Below are 25,277 nucleotides of genomic sequence, written 5' to 3'. Positions count from 1 at the left end.
CATCGCCCAGGACAATCAAGGTCACGGCAAACCAACGCCTACAAGCCCCATAAATACATGGCCTACAAGGTTGCTTGATGGCAGCCTGTTGCTTAACTTGGGTGGATTGGGTCGGACGCTGAGGGGGGATGTGCTTCAATGGAGCACATCCCGATCCCGAAGTGACCGACCCCAGCTCTTTGCCTCTGGGTTTAGCGAATTTACTGGCGCTCATAAATCAGGCCAAAACTCTTAACTGTACGGCATTAGAGTTCGCCCCCCAAATACCGCCACGACTTCCTCGGCACTACCCTCCAATCACTGCTTAAAACGCTTGCGCGTAGAAAAAGAAAGCGCTTGCGCAAGCGCTTTCTTTTGTTTACGATAGATTCATACGCGGCGATACAGCCGCTCGTTATCGCAGTACACAATAAAAAATACATCCGGAGACAGTATGGCCACCATGGAAGATGTCGCGCGGGCGGCGGACGTATCGTTGTCGACCGTTTCGCATGTACTCAACGGCACCCGCAAGGTCAGCCCAAAAACCGTTGCCGCCGTCAACGCGGCCATGCAGCAGATCGGCTATGTGCCGAACATGCTGGCCCGCGCGCTGGCCGGCTCCTCGTCGGGCACTATCGGCGTGGCCATTTCTGCATTCACCAATCATTATTTCAGCGAGACCGTGCGCGCCATCGAAGCCGCTTGCACGCGCCACGGCTTGATGATGCTGTTTTCCGATACGCATGACGATCCCGCGCAGGAACTCAAGGTGGTGCACAATTTGCACCAACGCCGGGTTGACGGCATCGTGCTGGCGCCCTCGGGCGAGGCGCACAACCGCACGCTCGACTATCTGAACAACAACAAAATCGCTTCCGTGCTGGTCGACCGCATGTCGCCCCAGCCGTTCGACCAGGTGGGGGTGGAAAACATCGCCGCCACGGCGCAACTGGTGCAGCACCTGATAGTTGCCCACGGTCACCGCCGCATCGGCTTCATCAGTGGCGCACCGGGCTTGTCCACGACACACGAGCGCATCGAGGGCTACCGCCTGGCCTTGCAACAGGCCAATATCGTTTTTGACCCCGCGCTGCTGCGCTCGGGCGACTCCAAGCTGGAGCGCAGCGGCGCGGCCACGCGTGAATTGCTGGCCTTGCCACCGGGGCAGCGCCCGACCGCCATCGTGGCGGGCAATAACCTGATGACCATCGGCACCATGCACGCCTTGCGCGACGCGCACATCGCTGTGCCGCAAGACGTGGCACTGGCCGGTTTCGATGATTTCGACTGGGCCGATTACTTCAGCCCGCGCCTGACGGTAATGGCGCAGCCGCTCGAAGAGCTGGGCGCCATGGCCGTCGACCTGTTGATCGAACGTATCGCCAACCCAGACCGCGCCCAGCGCGTGCAGCGTTTGTCGCCAACCTTGCGCGTGCGCAATTCCTGCGGCTGCCCCTGACCTTTTAGCGTAAAACAATATGCATCCAGCGATTTCCCTCGGTATCGACCTTGGTACCTCCGAACTGAAAACCGTGCTGATGGACAGCACGGGCAGCGTGCGCGGCCAGGCTTGCGTGCGCCTCGACGTGCACCGCCCGCAAGCGGGCTGGTCGGAACAAGCGCCGCAGGACTGGTGGGCCGCCTGCATCATCGCGCTGGGCCAGCTGCGCGCCAGCTGGCCGCAGGACTATGCGCGCATCGCCTGCATCGGCCTGTCGGGCCAGATGCATGGCGCCGTGCTGCTCGACGCGCATGACGCCGTGATCCGCCCGGCCATCCTGTGGAACGATGCCCGCGCCGAAGCCGAGGCCGCCGCACTGGCGCGCGATTATCCGGCCTACGCTGACATCACGGGCAGCCTGCCGATGGCAGGCTTGACGGCACCAAAACTGCTGTGGCTGCAAAAGCACGAGCCAGCCGCGTTTGCCGCCATCGCCTGCGTGCTGTCGCCGAAAGACTATCTACGCCTGCGCCTGACGGGGATCAAACTGACGGATATGTCCGACGCGGCCGGCACCCTGTGGCTGGACGAAGCCAAGCGTGCCTGGTTTGCCCCCATGCTGAGCGCCTGCGCCCTGACGCTGGCACAGATGCCGGCGCTGGCCGAAGGCGATGCGGCCACGGGCAAGGTGCTGGCAAGCATCGCCGAGCAACTGGGCTTGCCCCTGGACGTGGTGGTGGCCGGTGGTGGCGGCGATAACCCCGTCTCGGCCGTGGGCATCGGCGCCGTCAATGGCGGTGACAGTTTTATTTCCCTGGGCACCAGCGCCGCCATCGTTTCCGTCACCGAAGAACCTTTGGGCAAGCCCGACAGCGGCGTGCACAGCTTTTGCCACGCCCTGCCCGGGCGCTGGTACGCGATGGGCGCGATTTTGTCGGGCGCCAGCTGCTTGCGCTGGGCCACTAGCGTGCTGGGCCAGCCCGACGAGGCAGCCTTGCTGGCCTTGGTCGAAGCACACTTGCCGCTCGATGCGCCCAGCGCGCCATCCGCGCCCCTGTTCCTGCCTTATCTGTCGGGCGAGCGCACGCCGCACAACGCCCCGCAAGTGCGCGGCGCCTTCTTGCAACTGGGCCACGACAGCACGCCGGCGCAGCTCGGCTACGCCGTGCTCGAAGGCGTGGCCTTCGCCTTGCGCGACGCCATGGCAGCTGTCACCTCGACCGGTGCCGTGGTGCCCCACTGCATGCTGGTGGGTGGCGGCGCGCGCAGCCAGTACTGGGCGCAATTGCTGGCCAATGTGTTGGGACGCGAGATGCGCACCTTGCATAACAGCGAACTGTCCGCCAGCCTGGGCGCGGCCAAGCTGGGCTTTGCCGCCATCGGCGACACCAGCCTGCTGGCGCGGGGCTTGCCCGTCAAAAACACTTTCCTGCCCGATGCCGCGCACAGCGCAGCGTTGAGCCTGCGCTACGCGCGCTACCGTAGCCTGTTTCCCGCCGTGCAAGCCTTGCACCAACTCAGCAAAGGATAAGCAGCAATGCCTGAACATGCTCAACTGCAGCAACTGAAACAATACAGCACCGTCGTCGCCGACACCGGTGACTTCTTGCAACTGGCCCGCTTCGCGCCGCAAGATGCCACCACCAACCCGTCGCTGATTTTGAAAGCCGTGCTGCAGCCCGCTTACGCGCCCTTGCTGGAAAGCACGGTTGCTGCCCATAAAAATGCCTCGCTGGCCGATATCGTCGATGCCGTGCTGGTGCGCTTCGGCCTGGAAATATTAAAAGTCGTGCCGGGCCGCGTGTCGACCGAAGTCGACGCCCGCTTGAGCTTTGACCGCGCCGCCAGCGTGGCCCGGGCGCGCCGTTTGATCGCCCTGTACGAGCAAGCCGGCGTCCCGCGCGCGCGCGTGCTGATCAAGATCGCCGCCACATGGGAAGGCATACAGGCGGCACGCGAACTGGAAAAAGAGGGCATCTTTTGCAACCTGACCCTGCTGTTCGCATTTTGCCAGGCGGTCGCCTGCGCCGACGCAAAAGTACGCCTGATTTCGCCCTTCGTCGGCCGCATCTACGACTGGCACAAAAAATCCTTGGGCGCGGCCTGGGACGAAGCGGCGCGCAGCCTGTCTAACGATCCCGGCGTGCAATCGGTCACGCGCATCTTCAATTATTACAAGCAACATGGCATCACCACGCAAGTGATGGGCGCCAGCTTCCGCAACGTCGGGCAGATCACGGCCTTGTCCGGCTGCGACTTGCTGACCATCAGCCCGGACTTGCTGGCCCAGCTGGAAGCGTCCAGCGTACCGTTCGAGCGCGCGCTGGGCATGGACCTGGGCGCGGCGCAGCCAGCCATCGCTTACGACGAGGCGGCTTTCCGCTACGCCTTGAATGACGATGCGATGGCAAGCGAAAAGCTGGCCGAAGGCATACGCGGCTTTGCCATCGATGCAGGCAAGCTGGACGCCATGATTGAACAGTTGCGCAGCCATTAAGGCTATGTATTGAGGCTATGAATCAAGGCTATACATTAAGGCAACAATCAAGTTTTCAACCGTAGCACCAATCGCTTTTCACAATAAAAACCTTGGAGATTCTCATGAAAAAAGTCATTACCGCCACCTTGCTGCTGTCCGCCGCCTGCGGCGCCTTTGCTGCCGACAAGCCATTGAAATCGATCGGCGTGAGCGTGGGCGACCTGGCCAATCCGTTTTTTGTCGCCATCGGCCGCGGCGCGGAAGAAAGCGCGAAAAAGCTCGGTGGCCCGGGCGTGAAAGTCACCACAGTGTCGAGCAAGTATGACTTGAACACCCAGGTAGACCAGATTGAAAACTTCATTGCCAACAAGACCGACATCATCATCGTGAACGCTGTCGATTCCAAAGGCATCGCGCCAGCCATCAAGAAAGCGCGCAATGCGGGCGTCGTCGTGATCGCCGTCGACGTGGGCGCCGTGGGCGCATCGGCCACCGTGATGTCCGACAACACCATGGCCGGCGACGTGTCGTGCGCCTACCTGGCCAAGCAGATCGGCGGCAAGGGCAATGTGGTCATCCTCAATGGCCCGCCGGTCACTTCCGTCATCGACCGCGTGAATGGCTGCAAGAAAACCTTGGCCGCATTCAAGGATATCAAGATCCTGTCCGACAACCAGAACGCGAACGGCAGCCGCGATGGCGGCATGACCGTGATGTCGAACTTGCTGACGGCGCATCCGAAGATCGACGCGGTGTTCGCCATCAATGACCCGACGGGCATCGGCGCCGAACTGGCGATCAAGCAATCGAAGCGTACGGACGTGAAGCTGATCACGGCCGTCGATGGCGCACCCGATGCCCAGAATGCGTTGAAAAACAAGGCCGGGCTGTTTGCCGCCACTGCGGCGCAAAACCCCTACCGCATGGCTACCGACGCCGTGCAGATGGGTTACGACATCATGAACGGGCGCACGCCGAAGCAAAGCATGGTGCTGTTGCCGACGCCGGCCATCACCAAGGAAAACGTCGCCACTTACACGGGCTGGGTAAAAAACTGAGCTGCCTGACCTGAACCACGTGTTGTCCGCCCCGACCTGTGCCGGTGGCGGGCAGCAGTTTCACCAGCAAGCGAGGACAGTCATGAGCGACGATATTATTTTTGAAATGCGCGGCATCGAGAAGCGCTTTGGTGCCACACGTGCGCTGCGCGGCGTGCACCTGACGGTGCGCAGCGGCGAAATCCATGCCGTAATGGGCGAAAATGGCGCCGGCAAGAGCACCCTGATGAAAATCCTTTCGGGCGTGTACACGCCGGACGCAGGTGAAATCATTCTCGACGGCAAGCCGATCAAGATCCGCAACCCGGGCGAGGCGCGCGCGCTGGGCATCAACCTGATTTACCAGGAATTGAGCGTGGCCAGGAACATGACGGTGGCACAAAACGTCTTCATGGGCAGCGAACCGCAAGGACCGTTCTGGACCGTCAAGGGCGGCGAAATGCGTGCGCGCACGAATGCCATCCTGGCCGACCTCGGTTCCCGCTTCGACGCAGACACCATGGTGTCGACCCTGTCGATTGCCGAGCAGCAACAGGTAGAGATCGCCCGCGCCCTGGTGCACGAAAGCCGCATCCTGATCATGGACGAGCCCACTGCCGCCCTGTCCGACCGGGAAACCGAACAATTGTTCCGCATCATCGAAGAACAGCGCGACAAGGGCCTGGCCGTGCTGTATATCAGCCACCGCATGGCCGAGGTGGAACGCCTGGCACGCCGTATCACGGTGCTGCGCGACGGCGCCTATGTGGGCGAGTTGGGCAAGGATGAGCTGGATCAAAAGAAAGTCGTGCAAATGATGGTGGGCCGTCCCGCCGACGACTTTTATGCACACCAGCGGCGCAGCAGCCGTGGTCCCGAGCGCTTGCGCGTGGAAAACGTCGGCGGCGGCAAGGTCAAGCCGGCCTCGTTTTCCCTGCATGCGGGCGAAGTGACGGGCTTGGCCGGCCTGGTCGGCGCGGGCCGCACAGAACTGGCGCGCTTGATCTTTGGCGCCGACAAGAAGCAATCGGGGCAAGTGTGGCTCGACGGCGAGGAAGTGCATATCCAGCGGCCGCTGACGGCGATACGCCACGGCATCGGCTACCTGCCGGAAGACCGCAAGAGCCTGGGCCTGTTCATGCAATTGTCGGCCATGGAAAACATGTCGATGAACATCCTGGACAAACACGCCACGGCGGGCGTGCTCAAGCGTGGCGCCCTGACGCAGCTCACGCGCGAGGCCATTGCCAACCTCAACGTGAAAGTGTCGGGGCCGGACGGCATCGTGGGGGGATTGTCTGGCGGCAACCAGCAGAAAGTGTTGCTGGCGCGCTGGCTGGCCATCGCACCGAAAGTGTTGATACTCGATGAACCGACACGCGGCGTGGACGTGGGCGCGAAGAGCGAAATTTACAAGATCATCCACCAATTGGCGGATGCGGGCACGGCCGTATTGTGCATTTCCAGCGAACTGGCCGAGCTGGTCGGCATCTGCGACCGGGTGATGGTGATGTGCGAGGGACGCTTGACGGGCGAAGTGACGGGCGACGACATCACGCAGGAAAACATCCTTGCCTACGCCACCGAGCTGGAAGCGGCATAAGAGTACGCAGAGAATAATCATTCAGGAGATAGAGCATGACAACGAGTACCACCAGCGGCGCCGCGCGCGCCAGCGAACCCTTCAATGCCTCGAACTTGATGCGCCGCCTGGGCATGCTGCCCGTGCTGGTCGTACTCTACCTGGCCATGTACGGCCTGACCGTGTATTTCTCGGCCGACGGCACGTCGACCTTCATGACCAGCAATAACACCATGAACATCTTCCGCCAGGTGTCGATCAACATCGTGCTGGCGTCCGGCATGACTTTCGTTATTTTGACCAGCGGCATCGACCTGTCCGTCGGCTCCGTGCTGGCCGTCTCGGCCGTGGCGGGCATGCTGATGTCGCTGTCGGCGCAGTTCGCCGGCTTCTCTATCCCCACCTTTTTGATCGTCGGCCTGCTGCTGGGCGCGCTCAACGGCGTGCTGGTGGCGCTCGTCGGCCTCAATCCTTTCGTGGTGACATTGGGCACCATGACGGCCCTGCGCGGCGCAGCCTACCTGCTGGCCGACGGCACCAGCGTGCTGAACACGGAAATCCCCAGCTTCGAATGGATGGGTAACGGCAGCTTCCTGGCCATTCCCTGGCTGATCTGGCTGGCCGCAGCGGTAGTGCTGCTGACCTGGTTTATCCTGCGCAAGACGACGCTGGGCCTGCATATTTACGCTGTCGGCGGCAATATCCAGGCAGCCCGTTTGACGGGCATCAAGGTGGGCTTCGTATTGATGTTTGTCTACACCATCAGCGGCCTGTTCGCGGGCCTCGGTGGCGCCATGTCGGCCAGCCGTTTGTACGCGGCCAACGGCAATTGGGGTACCGGCTATGAGCTCGACGCCATCGCAGCCGTCGTGCTCGGCGGCACCAGCCTGATGGGCGGCGTCGGTTCCGTCTGGGGGACTGTCATCGGCGCGCTGATCATCGGCGTGATGAATAATGGCTTGACCATCCTGGGCCTGTCATCGTTCTGGCAGTATGTGGCGAAAGGCGTGGTAATCGTGCTGGCCGTGATTCTCGACAGATGGCGCCAGTCGCACGCGCAGAACTGATTGTGCTGGTGGTGTCGGGTTACGCGCTGCGCGCTGCGCGCTAACCCGACCTACCGTTGACGTCGTAGGTCCGATTAGCGCTACGCGCGTAATCCGACAATACCCTGGAACACCAGCCGCATTTCCACATGCGCTATGCCCGCCTCTTCAAACTGCTCTCCCTGCGGCACGAAACCGTGGCGCGCATAGAATGGCGCGGCCACGGTTTGCGCGTTCAGCATCACCGCTGCATCGCCGCGTTCGCGGGCTTGGTCCATCAGCGCGGTCAAAATGGCGCCGCCCACGCCCGTGCCGCGGCCCGGCTGGCGCACGGCCATGCGGCCAATATGGCCATCCGGCAATAGACGGCCCGTGCCGATGGCGTTGCCGGCAGCGTCAACAGCGACGGCGTGCAGGCAGACCGCGTCCATGTCGTCGAGTTCGATCTCGGCCGGCACTTTCTGTTCATCGACGAACACTTCAAAACGAATGGCGGTAGCGTCAGGGCCCAGAGTGGCCCAGTCGCCGAGGCGGATGGTGTGCTTGGTCATGGTAGGGGCTAAAGGTTGGGGATAAAAACAGACACAGACAGGCCGCGATTATCGCACGGCCTGCCCGACAAACGAGAATCAGGCCAGCTTCACCAACTGCTTGCCGAAGTTACGTCCTTGCAACAGACCGATGAAGGCCTCGGGTGCGCTGGCCAGGCCATCGGCCACGGATTCGCGGAACTTCAGCTTGCCCGTCGCCACCAAGGTAGCCAGTTCGCTCAAGCCCTGCGGCCACCATTGCGGCTGCTCGGAGACGATAAAGCCGCGCACGCTCAGGCGGTTGGTCAGGATGAAGCGCGCATTGTCGAGTGGCGTCGCTTCGCCATTGTAGCCGGCGATCCAGCCGCAGATGGCCACGCGGCCAAACGCATTGGTGCGCGCCAGGGCTGCGTCGAAGATGGCGCCGCCCACGTTTTCAAAGATGGCGTCAATGCCGTCCGGCGTGGCTGCCGCCAGGTCTGCCGCCAGATTGCCGGCCTTGTAGTCGATGCAGGCATCGAAACCGAGTTCCTCGACAACATAGCGGCATTTCTGCGCGCCGCCGGCAATGCCGACCACGCGGCAGCCTTTCAATTTCGCCAACTGCCCGACGACGCTACCGACGGCGCCGCTGGCGGCCGACACGACCACCGTTTCGCCTGCTTTCGGCGCCATGATCTGGTTCAAGCCATACCATGCCGTCATGCCGGGCATGCCAACAGCGCCCAGATAGGCCGAAGCGGGAATGTGCGTCGTGTCGACCTTGCGCAGCATGCTGCCATCCGAGACGGCCACTTCGGCCCAGCCCAAGGTGCCGACCACCGTGTCGCCGACGGCAAACGTCGGATGCTGCGATTCGAGCACCACGCCCACCGTGCCGCCTATCATGGTTTCATTCAAAGCTTGCGGCGCCGCATAGCTTTTACCCTCGCTCATGCGCCCGCGCATATACGGATCGAGCGAGAGGAACTGGTTACGTACCAGCAACTGGCCATCCGTGATAGCGGGAATGTCCGCCGTTTCCAGGCGAAAGTTATCTGGCTGCACTTCGGCCGTTGGGCGCGAGGCGAGGACGATGCGTTGGTAGGTGGTCATATGAGATCCTGTTTTGGGTGAAGTTTAAAATTTAGCCCGTGAAGCAAGAGCTGGGGTCGGACCCGCCGGGTCCGACCCCAGTCCTTGTTCTTGGGCTAAAAATAGCATCACTAACACTAACTTAACGGCATTAGGGTCAGAGCCGCCGGGGGAATGCGTCCCTGTGGGCCGCATTCCGATCGCGAAGCGACTGACCCCAGCCCTTCGCTTTGGAGTTAACGGGTTTTCACACTTCATAATCCATGCATTGCCGCGCTTCACGCACGGCGGCGAAAAATGGCTTGATTTTGACGTGCTCGGGATGGTTCTGATAGGCTTCAAGCGCTGCGCGGCTGGCGAATTCACTATACAGCACGAGGTCATAGGTGGCCTCCAGCCCCGGCTGGGCAATGACTGCCTCGAATGTCAGGATGCCGGGCACCAGCTTGGCGCAGGAATCGAGCAAGGCTTTCAATTTCAAGGCGTTGGTGGCGCGGTCGGCACCTTCGGCGTGGTCTAACAGTTTCCAGAAAATAATATGCTTGATCATGGTGGCAGGCTGCTTATCTATAAATGAAGCATGACTGTAACCGCTATTGGCGCGCCTTGCAGAAACAGGGAAAGCAACGCAAACGGGCGGCCCTGAAAGCCGCCCGCAGACTAACTTAACACCACATCACAGCACTTCAAACAGGCCGGCCGCGCCCTGCCCGCCGCCGATGCACATGGTTACCACCACGTATTTGACACCGCGGCGCTTGCCTTCGATCAAGGCGTGGCCCGTCAGGCGTGCGCCCGACACGCCATACGGGTGGCCGACGGCAATCGCCCCGCCGTTCACGTTCAGGCGATCCATGGGGATGCCCAGGGTATCGGCGCAATACAGCACTTGCACGGCGAACGCTTCGTTCAGTTCCCACAGGCCGATGTCGGCCACCGTCAAGCCCGCCTTTTTCAGCAGTTTCGGAATCGCATACACGGGGCCGATGCCCATTTCATCGGGTTCGCAGCCGGCCACGGCAAAACCGCGGAAGACGCCCAGCGGCTGCAATCGTTTTGCTTGCGCCACTTTCGCATTCATCACGATGGCCATCGAAGCGCCGTCGGAAAACTGGCTGGCGTTGCCGGCGCTGATGACGCCGCCCGGCATGGCCGAACGAATCTTGGCCACGCCTTCATAGGTGGTGTCGGCACGGATACCTTCATCGGCAGAGATCGTCACTTCGCGCGACACCAACATGCCACTGTCCTTGTCGGCCACGCCCATGATGGTGCGCATTGCCACGATTTCTGCGTCGAACAGGCCGCGCGCCTGGGCTGCGGCAGCGCGCTGCTGGCTTTGCACGCCATACGCATCCTGGCGCTCGCGCGAAATCTGGTAGCGGCTGGCCACGGTTTCAGCCGTCTGCAGCATGGGCCAGTACACTTCCGGCTTATGCTGCTGCAGCCAGACATCGCGCGCCATGTGCGTATTCATTTCATTTTGCACGCAGGAAATCGACTCTACGCCGCCGGCCGCATAGATATCGCCTTCGCCGGCAATGATGCGCTGCGCTGCCAGGACGATCGCCTGCAAGCCCGACGAGCAAAAGCGGTTGACGGTCATGCCCGCCGTCGTGACAGGGCAGCCGCCGCGCAAGGCGACCTGGCGCGCGATATTGCCACCCGTGGCGCCTTCCGGGAAGGCGCAGCCGACCAGCACGTCTTCCACTTCGGCGGCCTCGATACGCGCGCGCTCGACGGCAGCGGCCAGTACATGGCCGCCCAGGGCAGCGCCGTGCGTCATATTAAACGCGCCCTTCCAGGACTTGGCCAGGCCCGTGCGGGCGGTCGAAACGATGACGGCTTCATTCATGCTGTGTCTCCTTGTGGAAATGTTATTTACTACATCATAGTGTCTTTGAAAGCAGAATAGCACATTTAAGTACGGTCGTTCGCAAAGCTATGATAGATAATAATTTGTAAGTTTGGCGTAAGTTTCAAGCAAGCATGGCGTAAGGTTCGGGGCACAAACTCCAACCCAGCCATTGCAAGAATGGTCAAAAAGACTACGGCAATGGTTCACTATAAAACATAGGGAGACAAACCATGGCAACACCATCCGGCTCAGCCGACGTACGGAAATTTTCCAGCAAGGGAACGCCGATTACACCCGAAGAACGCAAGGTCATCTTTGCATCCTCGCTCGGCACCGTCTTTGAATGGTATGATTTTTATCTGTACGGTTCGCTCGCATCCATCATCGCCAAGCAATTTTTCATCGGCGACCCCACCACCACCTTCATCTTTGCGCTGCTAGCGTTTGCCGCTGGCTTCATCGTGCGTCCATTCGGCGCGCTGGTCTTTGGCCGCCTGGGCGACATGATAGGCCGCAAGTACACCTTCCTGATCACCATTTTGATCATGGGCGGCTCCACCTTCATCGTCGGCTTGCTGCCGGGCTATGCGTCCATCGGCATCGCCGCACCGATCATCCTCGTCATCCTGCGCATCCTGCAAGGCCTGGCGCTGGGCGGCGAATACGGTGGCGCGGCGACCTATGTGGCCGAGCACGCGCCTGAAGGCAAGCGCGGCGCGTTCACAGCATGGATACAAACCACGGCAACGCTGGGCTTCTTCCTGTCGCTGATGGTCATTCTGGGCACCCGCCTGGCCACGGGCGAGAAGGATTTCGAAGCGTGGGGCTGGCGTATTCCCTTCCTGGTCTCCGTCCTTCTGCTCGGTATTTCCGTGTGGATCCGCCTGGCCATGAATGAATCGCCGGCGTTTGCCAAGATGAAAGCCGAGGGCAAGACCTCGAAAGCGCCGCTGACGGAAGCATTCGGCAAGTGGAAAAACCTGAAGATCGTCATCCTGGCCCTGATCGGCCTGACCGCCGGCCAGGCCGTCGTCTGGTACACGGGCCAATTCTACGCCCTGTTCTTCATGATCCAGACCCTGAAAGTGGACCTGGCAACGGCCAACGTGCTGATCGCCATCGCCCTGCTGCTGGCGACGCCGTTCTTCCTGTTCTTCGGCGGCCTGTCCGACCGCATCGGCCGCAAGTACATCATCCTCGGCGGCTGCCTGATTGCCGCAGCGACTTACTTCCCCATCTTCAACGGCTTGACCCACTTTGCCAATCCGCAGCTGGAAGCGGCACTGAAGAACTCGCCCGTGGTGGTGGTGGCCGATCCTGCTTCCTGCCACTTCCAGTTCAACATGACCGGAACCAAGAAGTTCCCCTCGTCGTGCGACATCGTCACAGGCTTCCTGTCGAACAGCTCGGTGAACTACACGAAGGAAGACGCACCGGCCGGCTCAATCGCCAAGGTGCGCATCGGGGCAAAGGAATTTTCCTCGTTCAATGCCGTCATGACGGCCGATGGCCTGAACTTCGATGCCGACAGCAAGGCCCGCGAAGTGGTGCTCAAGAAAGAAATCGGCGCCGGCATCAAGGAAGCGGGCTACCCTGCGAAAGCCAATCCGGACCAGATCAACAAGCCGATGGTCGTCTTGCTGCTGTTCATCCTGGTGCTGTATGTGACGATGGTGTATGGTCCGATCGCCGCCATGCTGGTGGAAATGTTCCCCACGCGTATACGTTACACCTCGATGTCCCTGCCCTACCATGTGGGTAATGGCTGGTTCGGCGGCTTGCTGCCGACCACGGCCTTCGCACTGGTGGCCTTCAAGGGCGACATCTATTACGGCCTCTGGTATCCGATCGTCGTGGCCCTGGCCACTGTCGTGATCGGCACCCTGTTCGTCAAGGAAACGAAGGACAACAATATCTACGCCGACGATTGATGCGGCGCCAGCCCCGACCGCAAGGCCGGGGCCAGCAAAGCAAAACGCCGCTGACTCATCAGCGGCGTTTATTTTTTATACGGCGTATGCGGCGGCGAGCTTACTGGTCGCTCTTGCTCTTTTTCACCTGGTCGCGCTGCTGCACGTATTGCTGGTAGCTGGTCTGGTTGCGCTTGCGGCAGGCATTGCGGTCGTCAAAATTATTGAGGCTGTTGCAATACTCGCCGATCTTGTCCCGGTTCGCGTCATACAAAACTTCACAGCCACCCATGGCCAGCAAAAAAGGGACGATCAGATATTTCATTGCTACTCTCATGGATAGGGACGTATTGCGCGTAAAAACACCAGATTGCCGAATTGGCAAGCGAACAAGCTTTATCTTAACGCGATCCTGGCAAAAAGTACAAGAGCTCGGTATGTCAAAGTGGAGACGGTGAGGACAAGACGGCCTCATGCCTGAGCAACGCTGCGTTCAACAACGGGTTGTCCGCCGCAAACGCCGCCAAGTGCTCGAGCAGCACACGCACGCGGGCCGGCAGGTAGCGCCGCTGGGTCCACACGGCATACACATGGCGCGGCTGCGGCATCCAGTCGGGCAGCACACGCACAAGGCTGCCTCTAGCGACTTCATCGCGACATTGCAGAAGCGGACACAGCAAGATGCCGATACCCGCGTCCGCCATTTCCACAGCCAGGCGCATTTCATTGACGCGCAGGCGCGCCTGCGGTTCGATCAGCATCTCGGCGCCATCGCCTGGCCGCCGCAAACGCCAAGTGCGCAGCGGCTCGGCCACGATCAACTGGTGCAGTGCCAGTTCTTGCAAGTCGCGCGGTACGCCTGCACGCGCCAGATAGGCCGGCGCAGCCACCATCACCAGCGCGGCGCTGCCCAGGCGCCGCTGCATCAGCGAGGAATCGTCGAGCGCGCCGACGCGGATGGCCAGGTCGGCGCCGCTACTGACCAGATCTTGCAGCAGATTCGACAATTCCAGCTCCAGGCGGATATCCGGGTACTGCTGCATGAAGCTGACCCAGGCGGGCGTGAGCAAGCCGCTGGCAAAGTTCACCGGTGCCAGTACGCGGATGCAGCCCGAGACGGCCGACAGGCTGGCATCGAGCTGCTGCGTCGCTTGGCGCAACGCATGCACGAGGGGGCGGCACTGCTCGTAGTATTGCCAGCCTTCCGCCGTCGGTTGCAAACGGCGCGCACTGCGGTTGAGCAAGCGGTAGCCCAGCTGGCCTTCCAGCTTTTGCAGCCGGCGCGTGACGGTAGCGGCGGGCAAGTCTTCCTTGACGGCCGCAGCATGCAGGCTGCCGGCCTCCACGATGGCGACAAACAAGGCCAAGTCATCGAGCATGAGTCCCCTCGCATGATTGCATTTATGGAATTTGAAATTGAAAATATGCCTCTAGTATAGATTGCTGCAATTCGTTACGCTAGCCTATCCTACATTGTGAAAGTGCCCCATGTCCGAAGCTCTGCGCCTGCGCTGCGTGTTCGCCTTCCTGATGTCGCTGGTGATGACATTGCTGATGAGCGCCTGGGTCACCTGGCTCAATATCGGCTTGCAAGCGGACTTCCTGCCCCGCTGGCGGCATGCGTTTTTTGCCGCCTGGCCCGTGGCCTTCTGCGCCGTGATGCTGTTTGCGCCCCGCGTGCAGCTGATCAGCCGTGGTATCGCAGCGCGCCTCACCCGCCCGGCACCTGCCTGCCCCGTCTGCGCACCAGTTACGCCATGTACTTGCAACAAACGCCCTTAACCGCCAGTTAGCCACCGCCAGTGTCTGTCGGTCACTTCGGCCCACGACCGCCCTGATCCGGGCTATGCTATGGCCGTCCTGGTTTTGTTAGTGGAATGCCCATGCTCGATCACGTTTCCCTCACCGTTGCCGACCTGGAACGCGCCGAGCGCTTCTACGATGCCATCTTCGCCGCGCTGGGCGTGCCCAAGGTGGGCAGCGACCATGCCGACGCCTGGGTAGGCTATGGCGAGCGCAGCGATGCTGAACACCCTGAACGCAGCTATTTTTCCGTACGCCTGGGCCCCAGGCCCAACGACGCGCCGCGCCGCCATTACTGCTTCAAGGCCGCTACGCGTGTGGCCGTGGATGCGTTCTGGCACGCCGGCTTGGCACACGGCGGCATCGACCTGGGCGCGCCCGGCCTGCGCCACTATCACGCCAGCTATTACGCGGCCTTTTTGTGCGATCCGGACGGCAACCGCATCGAAGCCGTGTGCCATCGCGCCGAGGCCGGTTGACAGGACGGGGAAACCGCTTCTGTTCGACATTTCCACTTCCATAGGATTTGCCTATAATGGCTGGCACGCCATACTGTTACCCGGTCCCTGCACCAAGAAGGAGATTCATGCATCATCTACTCGTCGGCCGCCCTGCGCGCACCATGCTTCTCTCCAGCGCCGGCTTGCTGCTGGCAGGCTGTTTTTCCGGCTGCTCGCTGCTGCCCTCCTCGCCGGCCACGCAAGGCGTGCCGGCCACGGCCGCCCTGCCCGACGCCAGCATCGCCTACAGCTTGAGCGGCCAGAACGGCTTGCCCGTGGTGTTCCAGTCAGCCATGGGCGACGGCAAGGATGTCTGGGCCAAGGTCGTGCCCGAAGTAGAGCGACAGCACCGAGTGCTGGTGTACGACCGCCCTGGTTACGGCGACAGCCAGAAAACCAGCACGCCGCGCGACCCGTGCACCATTGCCGCCCAGCAGCGCGCCCTGCTGGCGCAAGCGGGCTTGAAGCCGCCCTATGTACTGGTCGGCCACGCCTTGGGTGGGCTGTATCAGTATGTGTATGCCAAGCTGTACCCGCAGGACGTGGCCGGATTGATACTGCTCGATCCCACGCATCCGCAGCAATGGAGCCGCCTGCAAAAAGACGCGTCCGCCTACGCCATGCTCGTGCAAACCCGGCGCAAGCTGATGTTCAATAGTACCGAATCGGCCGAATTCGATGCCCAGACGCAATGCCTGCAGCATATCGACATGGCCAGTCCACTGCGCGTGCCGGCCATGCTGCTGGTGCGCGACAAGTTTGGCATCGAAGAAATGGGGTCGTTTGAAAACGTGCTGCGGGCGCAGGAACAAGCGTGGCAGCGCCTGTCCGGCGCGCCCGCCATTGAACGCATCACCGGCACCGGCTATTACATCCAGAAAGACAATCCCGTCATCGTCAACGAGGCGATCAAGATGGTGGTGAAGAAGAAGTAGTCCGGGGTCAGACCCGTTGGGTCTGACCCCAGCAGTTGTTTTGGGGTTTAACGTTCAGCTATTAAAGCCCTTGCCCTCGCCCGCCAGTTTCAGCAGCAGCGGCGCCGGTGTCCACGCGTCGCCGTGGCGGCCTTTCGCATAAGCGGCAATGGTATCGAGTACATTGGGCAAGCCGAGCGTATCGGCATAAAACATCGGGCCGCCACGGAACAGGGGGAAGCCGTAGCCCGTCAGATACACCATGTCGATGTCCGAGGCGCGTTGGGCGATGCCCTCTTCCAGAATGCGCGCGCCTTCATTGACCAGCGCATACACGAGGCGTTCGACGATTTCCTGGTCGCTGACCTTGCGCCGCGCCACGCCGATATCGGCGCAGTGCTGGACTATCATGGCGTTCACCTGCTCCGAAGGATAGGCCTTGCGGTCGCCCGCCTTGTAGTCATACCAGCCGGCGCCCGTCTTCTGGCCGTAGCGGCCAAGTTCACACAGCAAATCAGCCGTCTTCGAATACGTCACTGCCGGCTTTTCCACAGCGCGGCGCTTGCGAATGGCCCAGCCGATGTCGTTGCCGGCCAGGTCGCCCATGCGGAACGGACCCATGGCGAAGCCGAATTTCTCGACCGCCTTGTCCACCTGTTCCGGCAAGCAGCCTTCTTCCAGCAGGAAACCGGCTTGCCGGCTGTACTGCTCGATCATGCGGTTACCGATGAAGCCATCGCAGACGCCCGAGACCACGCCCGTTTTTTTCAGCTTTTTCGACAACGCCAGCGCCGTGGCCAGCACGTCCTTGCCAGTCTGTGCGCCACGCACGATTTCCAGCAGCTTCATGACATTCGCCGGGCTGAAGAAATGCGTGCCGATCACATCTTGCGGGCGTTGGGTGAACGCAGCGATCTTGTCGAGGTCCAGGGTCGAGGTGTTCGAGGCAAGGATGGCACCCGGTTTCATGACGGCGTCGAGTTGCTTGAACACGGCTTCCTTGACAGCCAGTTCTTCGAAAACGGCCTCGATAACGATGTCAGCCTGCGCGATATCGGCATACGCCAGGGTGCCGCTGACCAGGGCGATGCGCTGCTCGGCCTTCTCTTGCGTCAATTTACCCTTTTTCACCGTGTTTTCATAATTCTTGCGTATCGTCGCCAGGCCCTTGTCCAGCGCTTCCTGCCGCGTTTCCAGCAAGGTTACGGCAATGCCCGCGTTGGCGAAATTCATGGCGATGCCCGCGCCCATGGTGCCGGCGCCCACGATGGCCGCGCTGGCAATGGCGCGCACGGGCGTGTCGGATGGCACGTCAGGCACCTTGCTGGCGAGCCGCTCGGCAAAGAAAGCATGGCGCAGGGCTTTCGATACCGGTGACTGCACCAGTTGCATGAACAGTTCGCGCTCGTACTGCAAGCCCTCGTCGAATGTCATCGTCACGGCGGCCGCCACGGCATCGACGCATTTCAGCGGCGCAGGAAACGGGCCGGACATGGCTTTTACCGTATTGCGCGAGAACTGTAAAAAGGCTGCATGGTTCGGGTAGTCCACCTTGCGCTCGCGTACTGTTGGCAACGGACGCACATCGGCCACCTTGGTGGCGAAGGCGACGGCAGCTTGCAGCAAGTCCGCGCCGGGGGCGGTGACCTCGTCGAACAAGGCCGTGCCGGCCAGCTTTTCGGACGCTACGGGCGTGCCAGAGACGATCATATTGAGCGCCATTTCCATACCCAAGACTCTCGGCAGGCGCTGCGTGCCGCCCGCGCCGGGCAAGATGCCAAGCTTGACTTCCGGCAAGGCCATCTGCGCGCCGGGCGCGGCCACGCGGTAGTTGCAACCGAGCGCCAGTTCCAGGCCGCCCCCCATGCAGACGCTGTGGATGGCCGCCACCACGGGCTTGCTCGCACTTTCCACCACATTGATCAGGGTGTGCAGGGTCGGTTCCGTGAGCGCCTTGGGCGAATTGAATTCCTTGATATCAGCGCCACCCGAAAAAGCCTTGCCAGCGCCCGTGATGACGATGGCTTTCACAGCCTCATCGGCCAAGGCCTGGCGGATGCCCGCGACGGCAGCCGTGCGCGTGGCCAGTCCCAGGCCGTTGACGGGTGGATTGGCGAGGGTAATGACGGCAACAGCGCCGTTCACTTGATATTGAGCACTCATGTCGCTTCCTTAGTGGAGTATCGGGTGTATCGGTGTATCGGATTATCGGTTTTTGCTTGGCGGTGCGAGCGCAGGCCCGAAAAGACGGGCCTGGCGCAGCAGCAGCAGCAGCTGTTCTACGCGCGGCGTTTCGCTAAATGCCGGGCAACTGGTTAATGCCGTTCAGTTAAGGATTTTGGCGTGATTTATGAGCGCCAGTAAATTCGCTAACCCCAGAGGCAAAGAGCTGGGGTCGGTCACTTCGTGATCGGAATGTGCTCCATTGAAGCACATTCCCCCTCAGGGTCCGACCCCTGTCCTGGTTCTTGGGCTAAAAATAGCATCACTAACACACTAACTGAACGGCATTACGGGCAGCTGGTGGCCCTTGAACTGCTCGCGCAGCTTGTTCTTCTGGATCTTGCCGGTGGCGCCTGTGGGCAAGGCATCGACGAACAGCACGTCGTCCGGCGTCCACCACTTGGCGATCTTGCCGTCAAAAAATTGCAGCAAGGCCTCGCGCGTGAGCGCCATGCCCGGGCGCAGCACCACCACCAGCACGGGTCGCTCATCCCATTTCGGGTGAAACACGCCGATGCACGCCGCTTGCAGCACGGCCGGGTGCGCCATGGCCAGGTTTTCCAGGTCGATGGTGCCTATCCACTCGCCGCCCGACTTGATCACGTCCTTGCTGCGGTCCGTGATCTGCATATAGCCATCCGCGTCGATGGTGGCCACGTCGCCCGTGGGGAACCAGCCATCTTGCAGCACGTCGCCGCCCTCGTTCTTGTAGTACGAAGAAATAATCCACGGCCCTTTCACCAGCAAGTGGCCGTAGGCAACACCATCCCATGGCAGCTCCTTGCCATCGTCGTCGACGATCTTCATGTCCACGCCGTAAATGGCATGACCCTGCTTTTGCAGGATCTTGCGCTGCGCCTCCTTCGGCAAGTCCAGGTGCTGGCTCTGCAAGCCGCCCGCCGTGCCCAGTGGCGACATTTCCGTCATGCCCCAGGCGTGGATGACTTCGATGTCGAACTTGTCGATCAAGGTATCCATCATGGCCGGCGGACAGGCAGCACCGCCGATCACCGTGCGGCGGAAGGTGGAAAATGTCAACTTGTTTTGCAAGGCATGGTTCAGCAAGCCCAGCCAGACTGTTGGCACGCCGGCCGAGAACGTCACTTTTTCCGCCTCGAACAAGTCGTACAGTGACTTGCCATCCAACGCCGCGCCGGGAAACACCATGCGCGCGCCCGACAGGGGCACGGAATATGGCAAGCCCCAGGCATTCACGTGGAACATGGGTACGACGGGCAACACCGTATCGGAGGAGCGCACGTTGAGCGCACTGGGCATGGCCGAGGCATACGCGTGCAGCACGGTCGAGCGGTGCGAATACAGGGCGCCCTTGGGGTTGCCCGTGGTGCCGGACGTGTAGCACAACGTGGCGGCCGCATTCTCGTCGAACAAGGGCCAGGTGTAATCGTCGCTATGCGTGGCGATCAAGTCTTCATAGCACAGCAGGTCGGGGATGGCGCTGCTGGCGGGCATGCTGTCGCGCTCGCACATCAGGACGAAGTGGCGCACAAACGTGCAGTCGGCGGCAATTTTTTCCACCACCGGCAGGAACGTCAAATCAAACAGTAAAACCTGGTCTTGCGCGTGATTTGAAATATAGGCGATCTGATCGGGAAACAAACGAGGATTGATGGTGTGCAGCACCGCGCCCGAGCCAGACACGGCATAGTAAGCTTCCAGGTGACGATAGCCATTCCAGGCCAGGGTGGCAACCCGGTCGCCCATGCCGACGCCAAGGCTATGCAAGGCGTTCGCCAGGCGGCGCGCGCGCTGGTGGCATGCGCGGTAAGTGTAGCGGTGCATATCACCCTCGACGCGCCGGGAAATGATTTCACTGGCGCCATAATGACGCGCTGCAAACTCGATAATGCTCGAAATCAGCAGGGGCTGATTCATCATCTGGCCCATTACTGGACTCAAGGGAAATGCCGCCATCGTGTCTCCTGGAATGAATATTTGGTGATTCTTGGATTGGAAAGACTGCCCTAGTTTCGTACGAGCGTGCGGAAATCGTCAACGCATTTCGATATTGCAATGCAACATGGCATTTTCGCTATCGTTTTGTGCCGCGCAAGCACCCGCCGCAGCGCCCGCCACACGCCTTGGCGCGGTGCGGTAAAATCGCACTCCAGACTGGCGCTGTTTGCCGCCATCTCTTTTTTTGAATGGAATCGCCATCAGCGCTACTACCTTACCACTGGATAACGCCTTTGCGGCTTTGCCGCCGGCGTTCTATACGCATTTGATGCCGACGCCCTTGCCCGCCGCGTATTTCGTGGCCGCCAGCGCGCAGGCAGCAAGCCTGGTCGGCCTCGATTGCGCGCGCCTGGCCGAGCCGGACTTTGTGGCGCTGCTGAGCGGCAACGTCGTCGCCGAGCGCTCCAGGCCACTGTCGGCCGTGTACTCGGGCCACCAGTTCGGCGTCTGGGCCGGACAACTGGGCGATGGCCGCGCCATCTTGCTGGGCGATCTCGCCACCGCAGACGGTCCGCTGGAGCTGCAGCTGAAAGGCGCCGGCGCCACGCCGTATTCGCGCATGGGCGACGGACGCGCCGTGCTGCGCTCGTCGATCCGTGAATTCCTCTGCTCGGAAGCCATGGCGGCGCTGGGCATACCCACTTCGCGCGCGCTGTCCATCATGGGTTCGCAACAAGGCATCATGCGCGAAACGGTGGAGACGGCGGCCGTCGTGACGCGCATGGCACCGAGTTTTGTCCGCTTCGGCTCGTTCGAACACTGGTTTTACCGCAAGAAGCCGGAAGAGCTGAAAATCCTCGCCGATTACGTCATCGATGGCTTTTACCCGCATTTACGCGCTGCAGCCAATCCCTACCAAGCCTTGCTGCACGAAGTGTGCGTGCGCACCGCGCACATGATTGCACAATGGCAAGCGGTCGGCTTCATGCATGGCGTGATGAACACGGACAATATGTCGATCCTGGGCCTGACCCTCGATTACGGCCCCTTCGGCTTCATGGAAGCGTTTGACGCGCAACATATCTGCAACCATACGGACCAGCAGGGCCGCTATAGCTACGCCAATCAGCCGCAGGTGGGCCACTGGAACTGCCATGCGCTGGGCCAGGCGCTGCTGCCGCTGATCGGCGAGGTGGCCGAGGCGCAGGCGGCGCTGGACGCGTACCAGCCCGCCTTTGCGGACAAGATGAATGGCTTGCTGCGCGCCAAGCTGGGCTTGCAAACGCAGCAGGACGACGATACGACGCTGTTCGACAGCATGTTTGCGCTGATGCAAGCGAACAGCGTGGATTTCACCCACTTTTTCCGCACCCTGGCGACACTGCAGGTGGCCGCCCCCGAGCATGACACGCCACTGCGCGACATGTTCATCGACCGCCCCGGCTTCGATGCCTGGGCCGCGACGTATCGCGCGCGCCTGCTGCAGGAAGGCAGTGTCGATGCGCAGCGGCAAGTGGCCATGCACCAGGTCAACCCGAAATACGTGCTGCGCAACTACCTGGCGCAAGTGGCTATCGAAAAAGCCCAGCAGCAGGACTACACGGAAGTGACAACCTTGCTGGAAATTTTACAAAAGCCATTTGACGAACAGCCCGAACACCATCACTATGCGGCCCTGCCACCCGACTGGGCCAGCCACCTTGAAGTCAGTTGCTCATCCTGAGGTACTACCATGACCACGAATAAAGTCAAAAAAACCGACGCCGAATGGCGCGCCATGCTCGATTCCATGCAATACCAGGTCACGCGCCATGCGGCCACGGAGCGGGCCTTCACAGGCAAGTTCTGGGATCACCATGAACACGGCATCTACACCTGCGTTTGCTGCAATACGCCATTATTTGCCTCGGACACGAAGTTCGATTCCGGCTGCGGCTGGCCCAGCTATTTCCAGGCCCTCGACCCGGCTAACGTGACGGAAATCGTTGACCGCAGCCACGCCATGGTGCGCACGGAAATTGTCTGCGCCGTGTGCGACGCCCACCTGGGCCACGTCTTCCCGGACGGCCCGCCACCAACCGGCTTGCGCTATTGCATCAATTCGGCCTCCTTGCGCTTCGATCCACAGCCGTAAGGCCACAGGGGTCACTGGGAGCACGAATGTTGCTCCTAAGTTATTCCTAAGATGTTTACACCACGCTCATAGTAAAGTCTCGCCATGAAATTTCTATTCGACCTCTTCCCCCTGATCGCCTTTTTCGCCGCCTTCAAACTGGGCGGCATGTATGAAACGGCCACGCATGATTTGGTGCAGCAATACCTGTCCGGTTTGGTATCGGGCGGCCTGATCAAGCCTGAGCAGGCACCATGGATACTCGCCACTGTGGTCGGCATCGTCGCCACCGCCTGCCAGGTCAGCTATTTACTGCTGCGCGGGCGCAAGGTCGACGCCATGCTGTGGCTGTCGCTGTTCATCTTTGTCGTGTTCGGCGGCGCCAGCATTTATCTGCATGACGATTTCTTCCTGAAATGGAAGCCGACCCTGATCTACTGGCTGTCCGGCCTGGCCCTCCTGATTGCCCAGGTGGGCTTCAAGAAAAACCTGATCCGCAAGACCATGGAAGCGCAAGTGCAATTGCCCGATGCAGTCTGGAAGCAGTTGCTGGCCGCCTGGATCATTTTCTTTGGCGCGATCGGCGCATTGAACCTGTTCGTCGCTTTTGTACTGTTCCAAGGCGACATGGCCGCCTGGGTCAGCTTCAAAGCGTTTGGCGCGACCGGCATTTTCTTCGCCTTCATCGTGGCGCAAACCCTGTTCCTGGCCAAACATATCAAGGAAGAAGCATGAACACAATAGCTAGCTCGCCAGAAACGCGCATGCAGCGCATTCGTAGCCGTCTGGAAACGGCACTTTCTCCTCTGGAATGCGTGCTGGAAGACGACTCGGCGCGCCACCGCGGTCATGCGGGCGCCGCTTCGGGCGGAGGCCATTACAATCTACGCATTATTTCTCGTCAATTTGAGGGGCTCAGGCTCGTCATGCGGCATCGACTGGTGTATGATTCCGTGCACGATATGATGCATAATGAGATACATGCATTGGCAATTGTTGCCTTGGCGCCGTCCGAAGCAGTATGAGTATCAGGATGGGATGGCGTTTCGGCATACCAGGGAAACTTGGTTTGCCGCTTGCCGCAAGCGTCATGTAGGCGTTTTCTTTCCATGCGTTTTTTACGAAACTTTCCCTAACAGGATTTAATAATGACTTTTAAGCCAGCCCGCTTGCTGATCGCACTACTCGCCGTTGTCGCGGTACCTGTTTTTGCGCAAAATGTTGCCGTTGTTAATGGCAAGCCTATCCCATCGTCGCGCGTTGATGCAGTCGTCAAGCAAGTCGTCGCCCAAGGCCAGCAACCGGATTCGCCGCAATTGCGCGAAATGATCAAGAAGGACTTGATCGGCCGTGAAGTGCTGATGCAAGAAGCGGAAAACAAAGGTTTCGGTAAAGATGCCGCTGTCAAGCTGCAAATCGAGAACGCACGCCAGGCCATCGTCATCAACGCCCTGGTCGGCGACTATCTGAAAAAGAATCCAGTCAACGACGCTGAAATCAAGGCTGAATACGATCGCTTCGTGGCCCAGACCGGCGACAAGGAATACCATGTGCGCCACATCCTGGTAGCCAGCGAAGCCGAAGCGAAAGACATCATCGCCAAGCTGAAAGGCGGCGCCAAGTTCGAAGACCTGGCCAAGCAATCGAAAGATGCCGGTTCGGCCGACAATGGCGGCGACCTGGACTGGGCAGCCCCATCGTCCTTCCCGAAAGTGTTTTCCGACGCCTTCGTCAAGCTGCAAAAAGGCCAAGTCACCGAGACTCCGGTGCAAACGCCTAACGGTTTCCACGTGATCAAGCTGGACGACACGCGCGCGGCAAAACTGCCGACCCTGGAAGAAGTCAAGCCACAGATCGCCGAAGCGCTGCAGCAAAAGAAACTGCAAGCGTATCAGGAAGAAATGATCAAAAAAGCGAAAGTTCAGTAAGAACTGACCTCCCCGGCGCCCTTTTCGGCGCCGGTCGTGTATTGTGCGCCTCAATGCCAACTGCACGACAGTCGCCATCTCTTGTATCGGTTTTTGTATATTTATTAGGAATGAACATGATTTTGAAGCCAGCCCGCCTGATCTTAGCCCTGCTCGCCGTCGCAGCGGTTCCTGCGTTCGCGCAAAACGTCGCCACCGTGAATGGCAAGGCCATCCCTTCGTCACGCCTCGACCAGGTCGTCAAGCAAGTCGTCGCCCAAGGCAAGCAAGCTGATTCGCCGCAATTGCGCGAAGCCATCAAAAAAGACTTGATCGGCCGTGAAGTGCTGATCCAGGAAGCCGACAAGCAAGGCTACGGAACGCGTGCCGAAATCAAGTCGCAGATCGACAATGCCCGTCAAAGCATCATCATCAATGCCCTGCTGGCTGACTACGTCAAGAAAAACCCTGTCAAGGACGCTGAAATCAAGGCCGAGTACGACAAGTTCAAGGCACAGGCTGGCGACAAGGAATACCACGCACGCCACATCCTGGTCGCCACCGAAGCGGAAGCGAAAGACATCATCGCCAAGCTGAAAGGCGGCGCCAAGTTTGAAGAACTGGCGAAAGTATCGAAAGACGGCTCCGCAGCCAATGGCGGCGACCTGGACTGGGCGAGCCCAGCTTCGTACGTGAAACCATTCTCCGACGCCATGGTCGCCCTGAAACCAGGCCAAGTCACGCAAACACCGGTGCAATCGCAATTCGGTTTCCACGTGATCAAGCTGGAAGAAACCCGTGCGACGAAGCTGCCGGCACTGGAAGAAGTCAAGGGGCAAGTGGCCGAGTCGCTGCAACAGAAGAAACTCGCCACCTACCGCGATGAACTGATGAAGAAGGCAAAAGTCCAGTAATAGCGCCGATCCAGGCTGGCGTGTGGCGCTGTGCGCCCTGCAACGTT

At 60.6% G+C, this 25,277-nt stretch carries 24 protein-coding genes; 16 read left to right on the top strand and 8 right to left on the bottom strand.

Annotated elements, in window-relative coordinates; genetic code table 11:
• The first annotated feature begins 433 nt into the window (after positions 1–433).
• The 6 genes from ACQ4V8_RS13410 to ACQ4V8_RS13385 all read left to right on the top strand — a co-directional run bounded on the left by ACQ4V8_RS13410 (position 434) and on the right by ACQ4V8_RS13385 (position 7,588).
• Entirely contained in the window at positions 434–1,441 is a 1,008-nt protein-coding gene (locus ACQ4V8_RS13410) for a LacI family DNA-binding transcriptional regulator (protein WP_208760796.1), read from the top strand.
• Positions 1,442–1,472: 31 nt separating this feature from the next.
• Positions 1,473–2,954, top strand: a complete 1,482-nt coding sequence (xylB, locus tag ACQ4V8_RS13405) for a xylulokinase (protein ID WP_436571640.1) — start codon at positions 1,473–1,475, stop codon at positions 2,952–2,954.
• A 6-nt stretch (positions 2,955–2,960) separates the two neighbouring features.
• On the top strand, positions 2,961–3,920 hold the full coding sequence (gene tal, locus ACQ4V8_RS13400) for a transaldolase (protein ID WP_436571639.1): 960 nt from the start codon (positions 2,961–2,963) through the stop codon (positions 3,918–3,920).
• Positions 3,921–4,024: 104 nt separating this feature from the next.
• Entirely contained in the window at positions 4,025–4,960 is a 936-nt protein-coding gene (locus tag ACQ4V8_RS13395; protein WP_436571638.1) for an ABC transporter substrate-binding protein, read from the top strand.
• A gap of 82 nt (positions 4,961–5,042) precedes the next feature.
• On the top strand, positions 5,043–6,542 hold the full coding sequence (locus tag ACQ4V8_RS13390) for a sugar ABC transporter ATP-binding protein (RefSeq protein WP_010397990.1): 1,500 nt from the start codon (positions 5,043–5,045) through the stop codon (positions 6,540–6,542).
• Between the two features lie 35 nt (positions 6,543–6,577).
• A complete protein-coding gene (locus tag ACQ4V8_RS13385) occupies positions 6,578–7,588 on the top strand; it encodes an ABC transporter permease subunit (protein WP_436571637.1) in 1,011 nt (336 codons plus the stop codon).
• An 80-nt stretch (positions 7,589–7,668) separates the two neighbouring features.
• Here the strand turns inward: ACQ4V8_RS13385 and ACQ4V8_RS13380 are convergent, their stop codons facing one another.
• From ACQ4V8_RS13380 to ACQ4V8_RS13365, 4 genes are all read right to left on the bottom strand, one after another.
• On the bottom strand, positions 7,669–8,118 hold the full coding sequence (locus tag ACQ4V8_RS13380) for a GNAT family N-acetyltransferase (RefSeq protein WP_070347249.1): 450 nt from the start codon (positions 8,116–8,118) through the stop codon (positions 7,669–7,671).
• Between the two features lie 78 nt (positions 8,119–8,196).
• Entirely contained in the window at positions 8,197–9,192 is a 996-nt protein-coding gene (locus ACQ4V8_RS13375) for an NADP-dependent oxidoreductase (protein WP_436571636.1), read from the bottom strand.
• A gap of 226 nt (positions 9,193–9,418) precedes the next feature.
• A complete protein-coding gene (locus ACQ4V8_RS13370) occupies positions 9,419–9,721 on the bottom strand; it encodes a Dabb family protein (protein WP_070347248.1) in 303 nt (100 codons plus the stop codon).
• A gap of 126 nt (positions 9,722–9,847) precedes the next feature.
• Complete coding sequence (locus ACQ4V8_RS13365) at positions 9,848–11,026, bottom strand: acetyl-CoA C-acyltransferase (protein ID WP_010397978.1); 1,179 nt, start codon at positions 11,024–11,026, stop codon at positions 9,848–9,850.
• Positions 11,027–11,259: 233 nt separating this feature from the next.
• Here ACQ4V8_RS13365 and ACQ4V8_RS13360 point away from each other — a divergent pair, with 233 nt between their 5' ends.
• Positions 11,260–12,960: an MFS transporter gene (locus ACQ4V8_RS13360; RefSeq protein WP_010397976.1), complete on the top strand. Its 1,701-nt coding sequence runs from the start codon at positions 11,260–11,262 to the stop codon at positions 12,958–12,960.
• A gap of 100 nt (positions 12,961–13,060) precedes the next feature.
• On the opposite strand, the gene ACQ4V8_RS13355 is transcribed toward ACQ4V8_RS13360, so the two are convergent.
• Positions 13,061–13,264: a hypothetical protein gene (locus ACQ4V8_RS13355; RefSeq protein WP_010397974.1), complete on the bottom strand. Its 204-nt coding sequence runs from the start codon at positions 13,262–13,264 to the stop codon at positions 13,061–13,063.
• 115 nt (positions 13,265–13,379) lie between these two features.
• On the bottom strand, positions 13,380–14,318 hold the full coding sequence (locus ACQ4V8_RS13350; protein ID WP_436571635.1) for a LysR family transcriptional regulator: 939 nt from the start codon (positions 14,316–14,318) through the stop codon (positions 13,380–13,382).
• 109 nt (positions 14,319–14,427) lie between these two features.
• Here ACQ4V8_RS13350 and ACQ4V8_RS13345 point away from each other — a divergent pair, with 109 nt between their 5' ends.
• From ACQ4V8_RS13345 to ACQ4V8_RS13335, 3 genes are all read left to right on the top strand, one after another.
• Positions 14,428–14,721: a DUF2798 domain-containing protein gene (locus tag ACQ4V8_RS13345; RefSeq protein WP_010397968.1), complete on the top strand. Its 294-nt coding sequence runs from the start codon at positions 14,428–14,430 to the stop codon at positions 14,719–14,721.
• A gap of 95 nt (positions 14,722–14,816) precedes the next feature.
• On the top strand, positions 14,817–15,221 hold the full coding sequence (locus tag ACQ4V8_RS13340) for a VOC family protein (RefSeq protein ID WP_436571634.1): 405 nt from the start codon (positions 14,817–14,819) through the stop codon (positions 15,219–15,221).
• A 107-nt stretch (positions 15,222–15,328) separates the two neighbouring features.
• The gene (locus ACQ4V8_RS13335) at positions 15,329–16,177 is read left to right on the top strand and encodes an alpha/beta fold hydrolase (protein ID WP_010397964.1); all 849 of its coding nucleotides are present in this window, start codon (positions 15,329–15,331) and stop codon (positions 16,175–16,177) included.
• A gap of 54 nt (positions 16,178–16,231) precedes the next feature.
• Here the strand turns inward: ACQ4V8_RS13335 and ACQ4V8_RS13330 are convergent, their stop codons facing one another.
• On the bottom strand, positions 16,232–18,319 hold the full coding sequence (locus ACQ4V8_RS13330; RefSeq protein ID WP_436571633.1) for a 3-hydroxyacyl-CoA dehydrogenase NAD-binding domain-containing protein: 2,088 nt from the start codon (positions 18,317–18,319) through the stop codon (positions 16,232–16,234).
• 333 nt (positions 18,320–18,652) lie between these two features.
• A complete protein-coding gene (locus ACQ4V8_RS13325; RefSeq protein WP_436571632.1) occupies positions 18,653–20,314 on the bottom strand; it encodes a 3-(methylthio)propionyl-CoA ligase in 1,662 nt (553 codons plus the stop codon).
• Between the two features lie 208 nt (positions 20,315–20,522).
• Between ACQ4V8_RS13325 and ACQ4V8_RS13320 the strand changes: the two genes are divergently transcribed.
• The 6 genes from ACQ4V8_RS13320 (at position 20,523) to ACQ4V8_RS13295 (ending at position 25,230) form a co-directional block, all read left to right on the top strand.
• Positions 20,523–22,019, top strand: coding sequence for a protein adenylyltransferase SelO (locus tag ACQ4V8_RS13320; protein WP_436571631.1), 1,497 nt, complete (start codon positions 20,523–20,525; stop codon positions 22,017–22,019).
• 9 nt (positions 22,020–22,028) lie between these two features.
• Positions 22,029–22,430 carry a peptide-methionine (R)-S-oxide reductase MsrB gene (msrB, locus tag ACQ4V8_RS13315; RefSeq protein WP_010397957.1) on the top strand — a complete coding sequence of 134 codons (402 nt, stop codon included), beginning with the start codon at positions 22,029–22,031 and terminating at the stop codon, positions 22,428–22,430.
• Between the two features lie 84 nt (positions 22,431–22,514).
• Positions 22,515–23,144, top strand: coding sequence for a septation protein A (locus ACQ4V8_RS13310; RefSeq protein WP_010397955.1), 630 nt, complete (start codon positions 22,515–22,517; stop codon positions 23,142–23,144).
• On the top strand, positions 23,141–23,434 hold the full coding sequence (locus ACQ4V8_RS13305) for a BolA family protein (RefSeq protein WP_010397954.1): 294 nt from the start codon (positions 23,141–23,143) through the stop codon (positions 23,432–23,434). The genes ACQ4V8_RS13310 and ACQ4V8_RS13305 overlap by 4 nt, the downstream gene beginning before the upstream one ends.
• A 123-nt stretch (positions 23,435–23,557) precedes the next feature.
• Positions 23,558–24,337: a peptidylprolyl isomerase gene (locus tag ACQ4V8_RS13300; RefSeq protein ID WP_010397952.1), complete on the top strand. Its 780-nt coding sequence runs from the start codon at positions 23,558–23,560 to the stop codon at positions 24,335–24,337.
• Positions 24,338–24,453: 116 nt separating this feature from the next.
• A complete protein-coding gene (locus ACQ4V8_RS13295; protein WP_010397951.1) occupies positions 24,454–25,230 on the top strand; it encodes a peptidylprolyl isomerase in 777 nt (258 codons plus the stop codon).
• Positions 25,231–25,277: the final 47 nt, after the last annotated feature.

It is taken from the genome of Janthinobacterium paucivorans (assembly GCF_051380805.1).
Lineage (GTDB): Bacteria > Pseudomonadota > Gammaproteobacteria > Burkholderiales > Burkholderiaceae_D > Janthinobacterium > Janthinobacterium lividum_D.
Note: the sequence above shows the minus strand (reverse complement) of the source record. Positions and strands in the feature narration are given on the sequence as shown.

What these genes read in the sequence shown, in the direction of transcription:
- ACQ4V8_RS13410 (WP_208760796.1), top strand. Translation starts at nt 434, where the DNA reads ATGGCCACCATGGAAGATGTCGCGCGGGCGGCGGACGTATCGTTGTCG.
- tal (WP_436571639.1), top strand. Translation starts at nt 2,961, where the DNA reads ATGCCTGAACATGCTCAACTGCAGCAACTGAAACAATACAGCACCGTC.
- ACQ4V8_RS13395 (WP_436571638.1), top strand. Translation starts at nt 4,025, where the DNA reads ATGAAAAAAGTCATTACCGCCACCTTGCTGCTGTCCGCCGCCTGCGGC.
- ACQ4V8_RS13390 (WP_010397990.1), top strand. Translation starts at nt 5,043, where the DNA reads ATGAGCGACGATATTATTTTTGAAATGCGCGGCATCGAGAAGCGCTTT.
- ACQ4V8_RS13385 (WP_436571637.1), top strand. Translation starts at nt 6,578, where the DNA reads ATGACAACGAGTACCACCAGCGGCGCCGCGCGCGCCAGCGAACCCTTC.
- ACQ4V8_RS13380 (WP_070347249.1), bottom strand. Translation starts at nt 8,118, where the DNA reads ATGACCAAGCACACCATCCGCCTCGGCGACTGGGCCACTCTGGGCCCT.
- ACQ4V8_RS13375 (WP_436571636.1), bottom strand. Translation starts at nt 9,192, where the DNA reads ATGACCACCTACCAACGCATCGTCCTCGCCTCGCGCCCAACGGCCGAA.
- ACQ4V8_RS13370 (WP_070347248.1), bottom strand. Translation starts at nt 9,721, where the DNA reads ATGATCAAGCATATTATTTTCTGGAAACTGTTAGACCACGCCGAAGGT.
- ACQ4V8_RS13365 (WP_010397978.1), bottom strand. Translation starts at nt 11,026, where the DNA reads ATGAATGAAGCCGTCATCGTTTCGACCGCCCGCACGGGCCTGGCCAAG.
- ACQ4V8_RS13360 (WP_010397976.1), top strand. Translation starts at nt 11,260, where the DNA reads ATGGCAACACCATCCGGCTCAGCCGACGTACGGAAATTTTCCAGCAAG.
- ACQ4V8_RS13355 (WP_010397974.1), bottom strand. Translation starts at nt 13,264, where the DNA reads ATGAAATATCTGATCGTCCCTTTTTTGCTGGCCATGGGTGGCTGTGAA.
- ACQ4V8_RS13350 (WP_436571635.1), bottom strand. Translation starts at nt 14,318, where the DNA reads ATGCTCGATGACTTGGCCTTGTTTGTCGCCATCGTGGAGGCCGGCAGC.
- ACQ4V8_RS13345 (WP_010397968.1), top strand. Translation starts at nt 14,428, where the DNA reads ATGTCCGAAGCTCTGCGCCTGCGCTGCGTGTTCGCCTTCCTGATGTCG.
- ACQ4V8_RS13340 (WP_436571634.1), top strand. Translation starts at nt 14,817, where the DNA reads ATGCCCATGCTCGATCACGTTTCCCTCACCGTTGCCGACCTGGAACGC.
- ACQ4V8_RS13335 (WP_010397964.1), top strand. Translation starts at nt 15,329, where the DNA reads ATGCATCATCTACTCGTCGGCCGCCCTGCGCGCACCATGCTTCTCTCC.
- ACQ4V8_RS13330 (WP_436571633.1), bottom strand. Translation starts at nt 18,319, where the DNA reads ATGAGTGCTCAATATCAAGTGAACGGCGCTGTTGCCGTCATTACCCTC.
- ACQ4V8_RS13325 (WP_436571632.1), bottom strand. Translation starts at nt 20,314, where the DNA reads ATGGCGGCATTTCCCTTGAGTCCAGTAATGGGCCAGATGATGAATCAG.
- msrB (WP_010397957.1), top strand. Translation starts at nt 22,029, where the DNA reads ATGACCACGAATAAAGTCAAAAAAACCGACGCCGAATGGCGCGCCATG.
- ACQ4V8_RS13310 (WP_010397955.1), top strand. Translation starts at nt 22,515, where the DNA reads ATGAAATTTCTATTCGACCTCTTCCCCCTGATCGCCTTTTTCGCCGCC.
- ACQ4V8_RS13305 (WP_010397954.1), top strand. Translation starts at nt 23,141, where the DNA reads ATGAACACAATAGCTAGCTCGCCAGAAACGCGCATGCAGCGCATTCGT.
- ACQ4V8_RS13300 (WP_010397952.1), top strand. Translation starts at nt 23,558, where the DNA reads ATGACTTTTAAGCCAGCCCGCTTGCTGATCGCACTACTCGCCGTTGTC.
- ACQ4V8_RS13295 (WP_010397951.1), top strand. Translation starts at nt 24,454, where the DNA reads ATGATTTTGAAGCCAGCCCGCCTGATCTTAGCCCTGCTCGCCGTCGCA.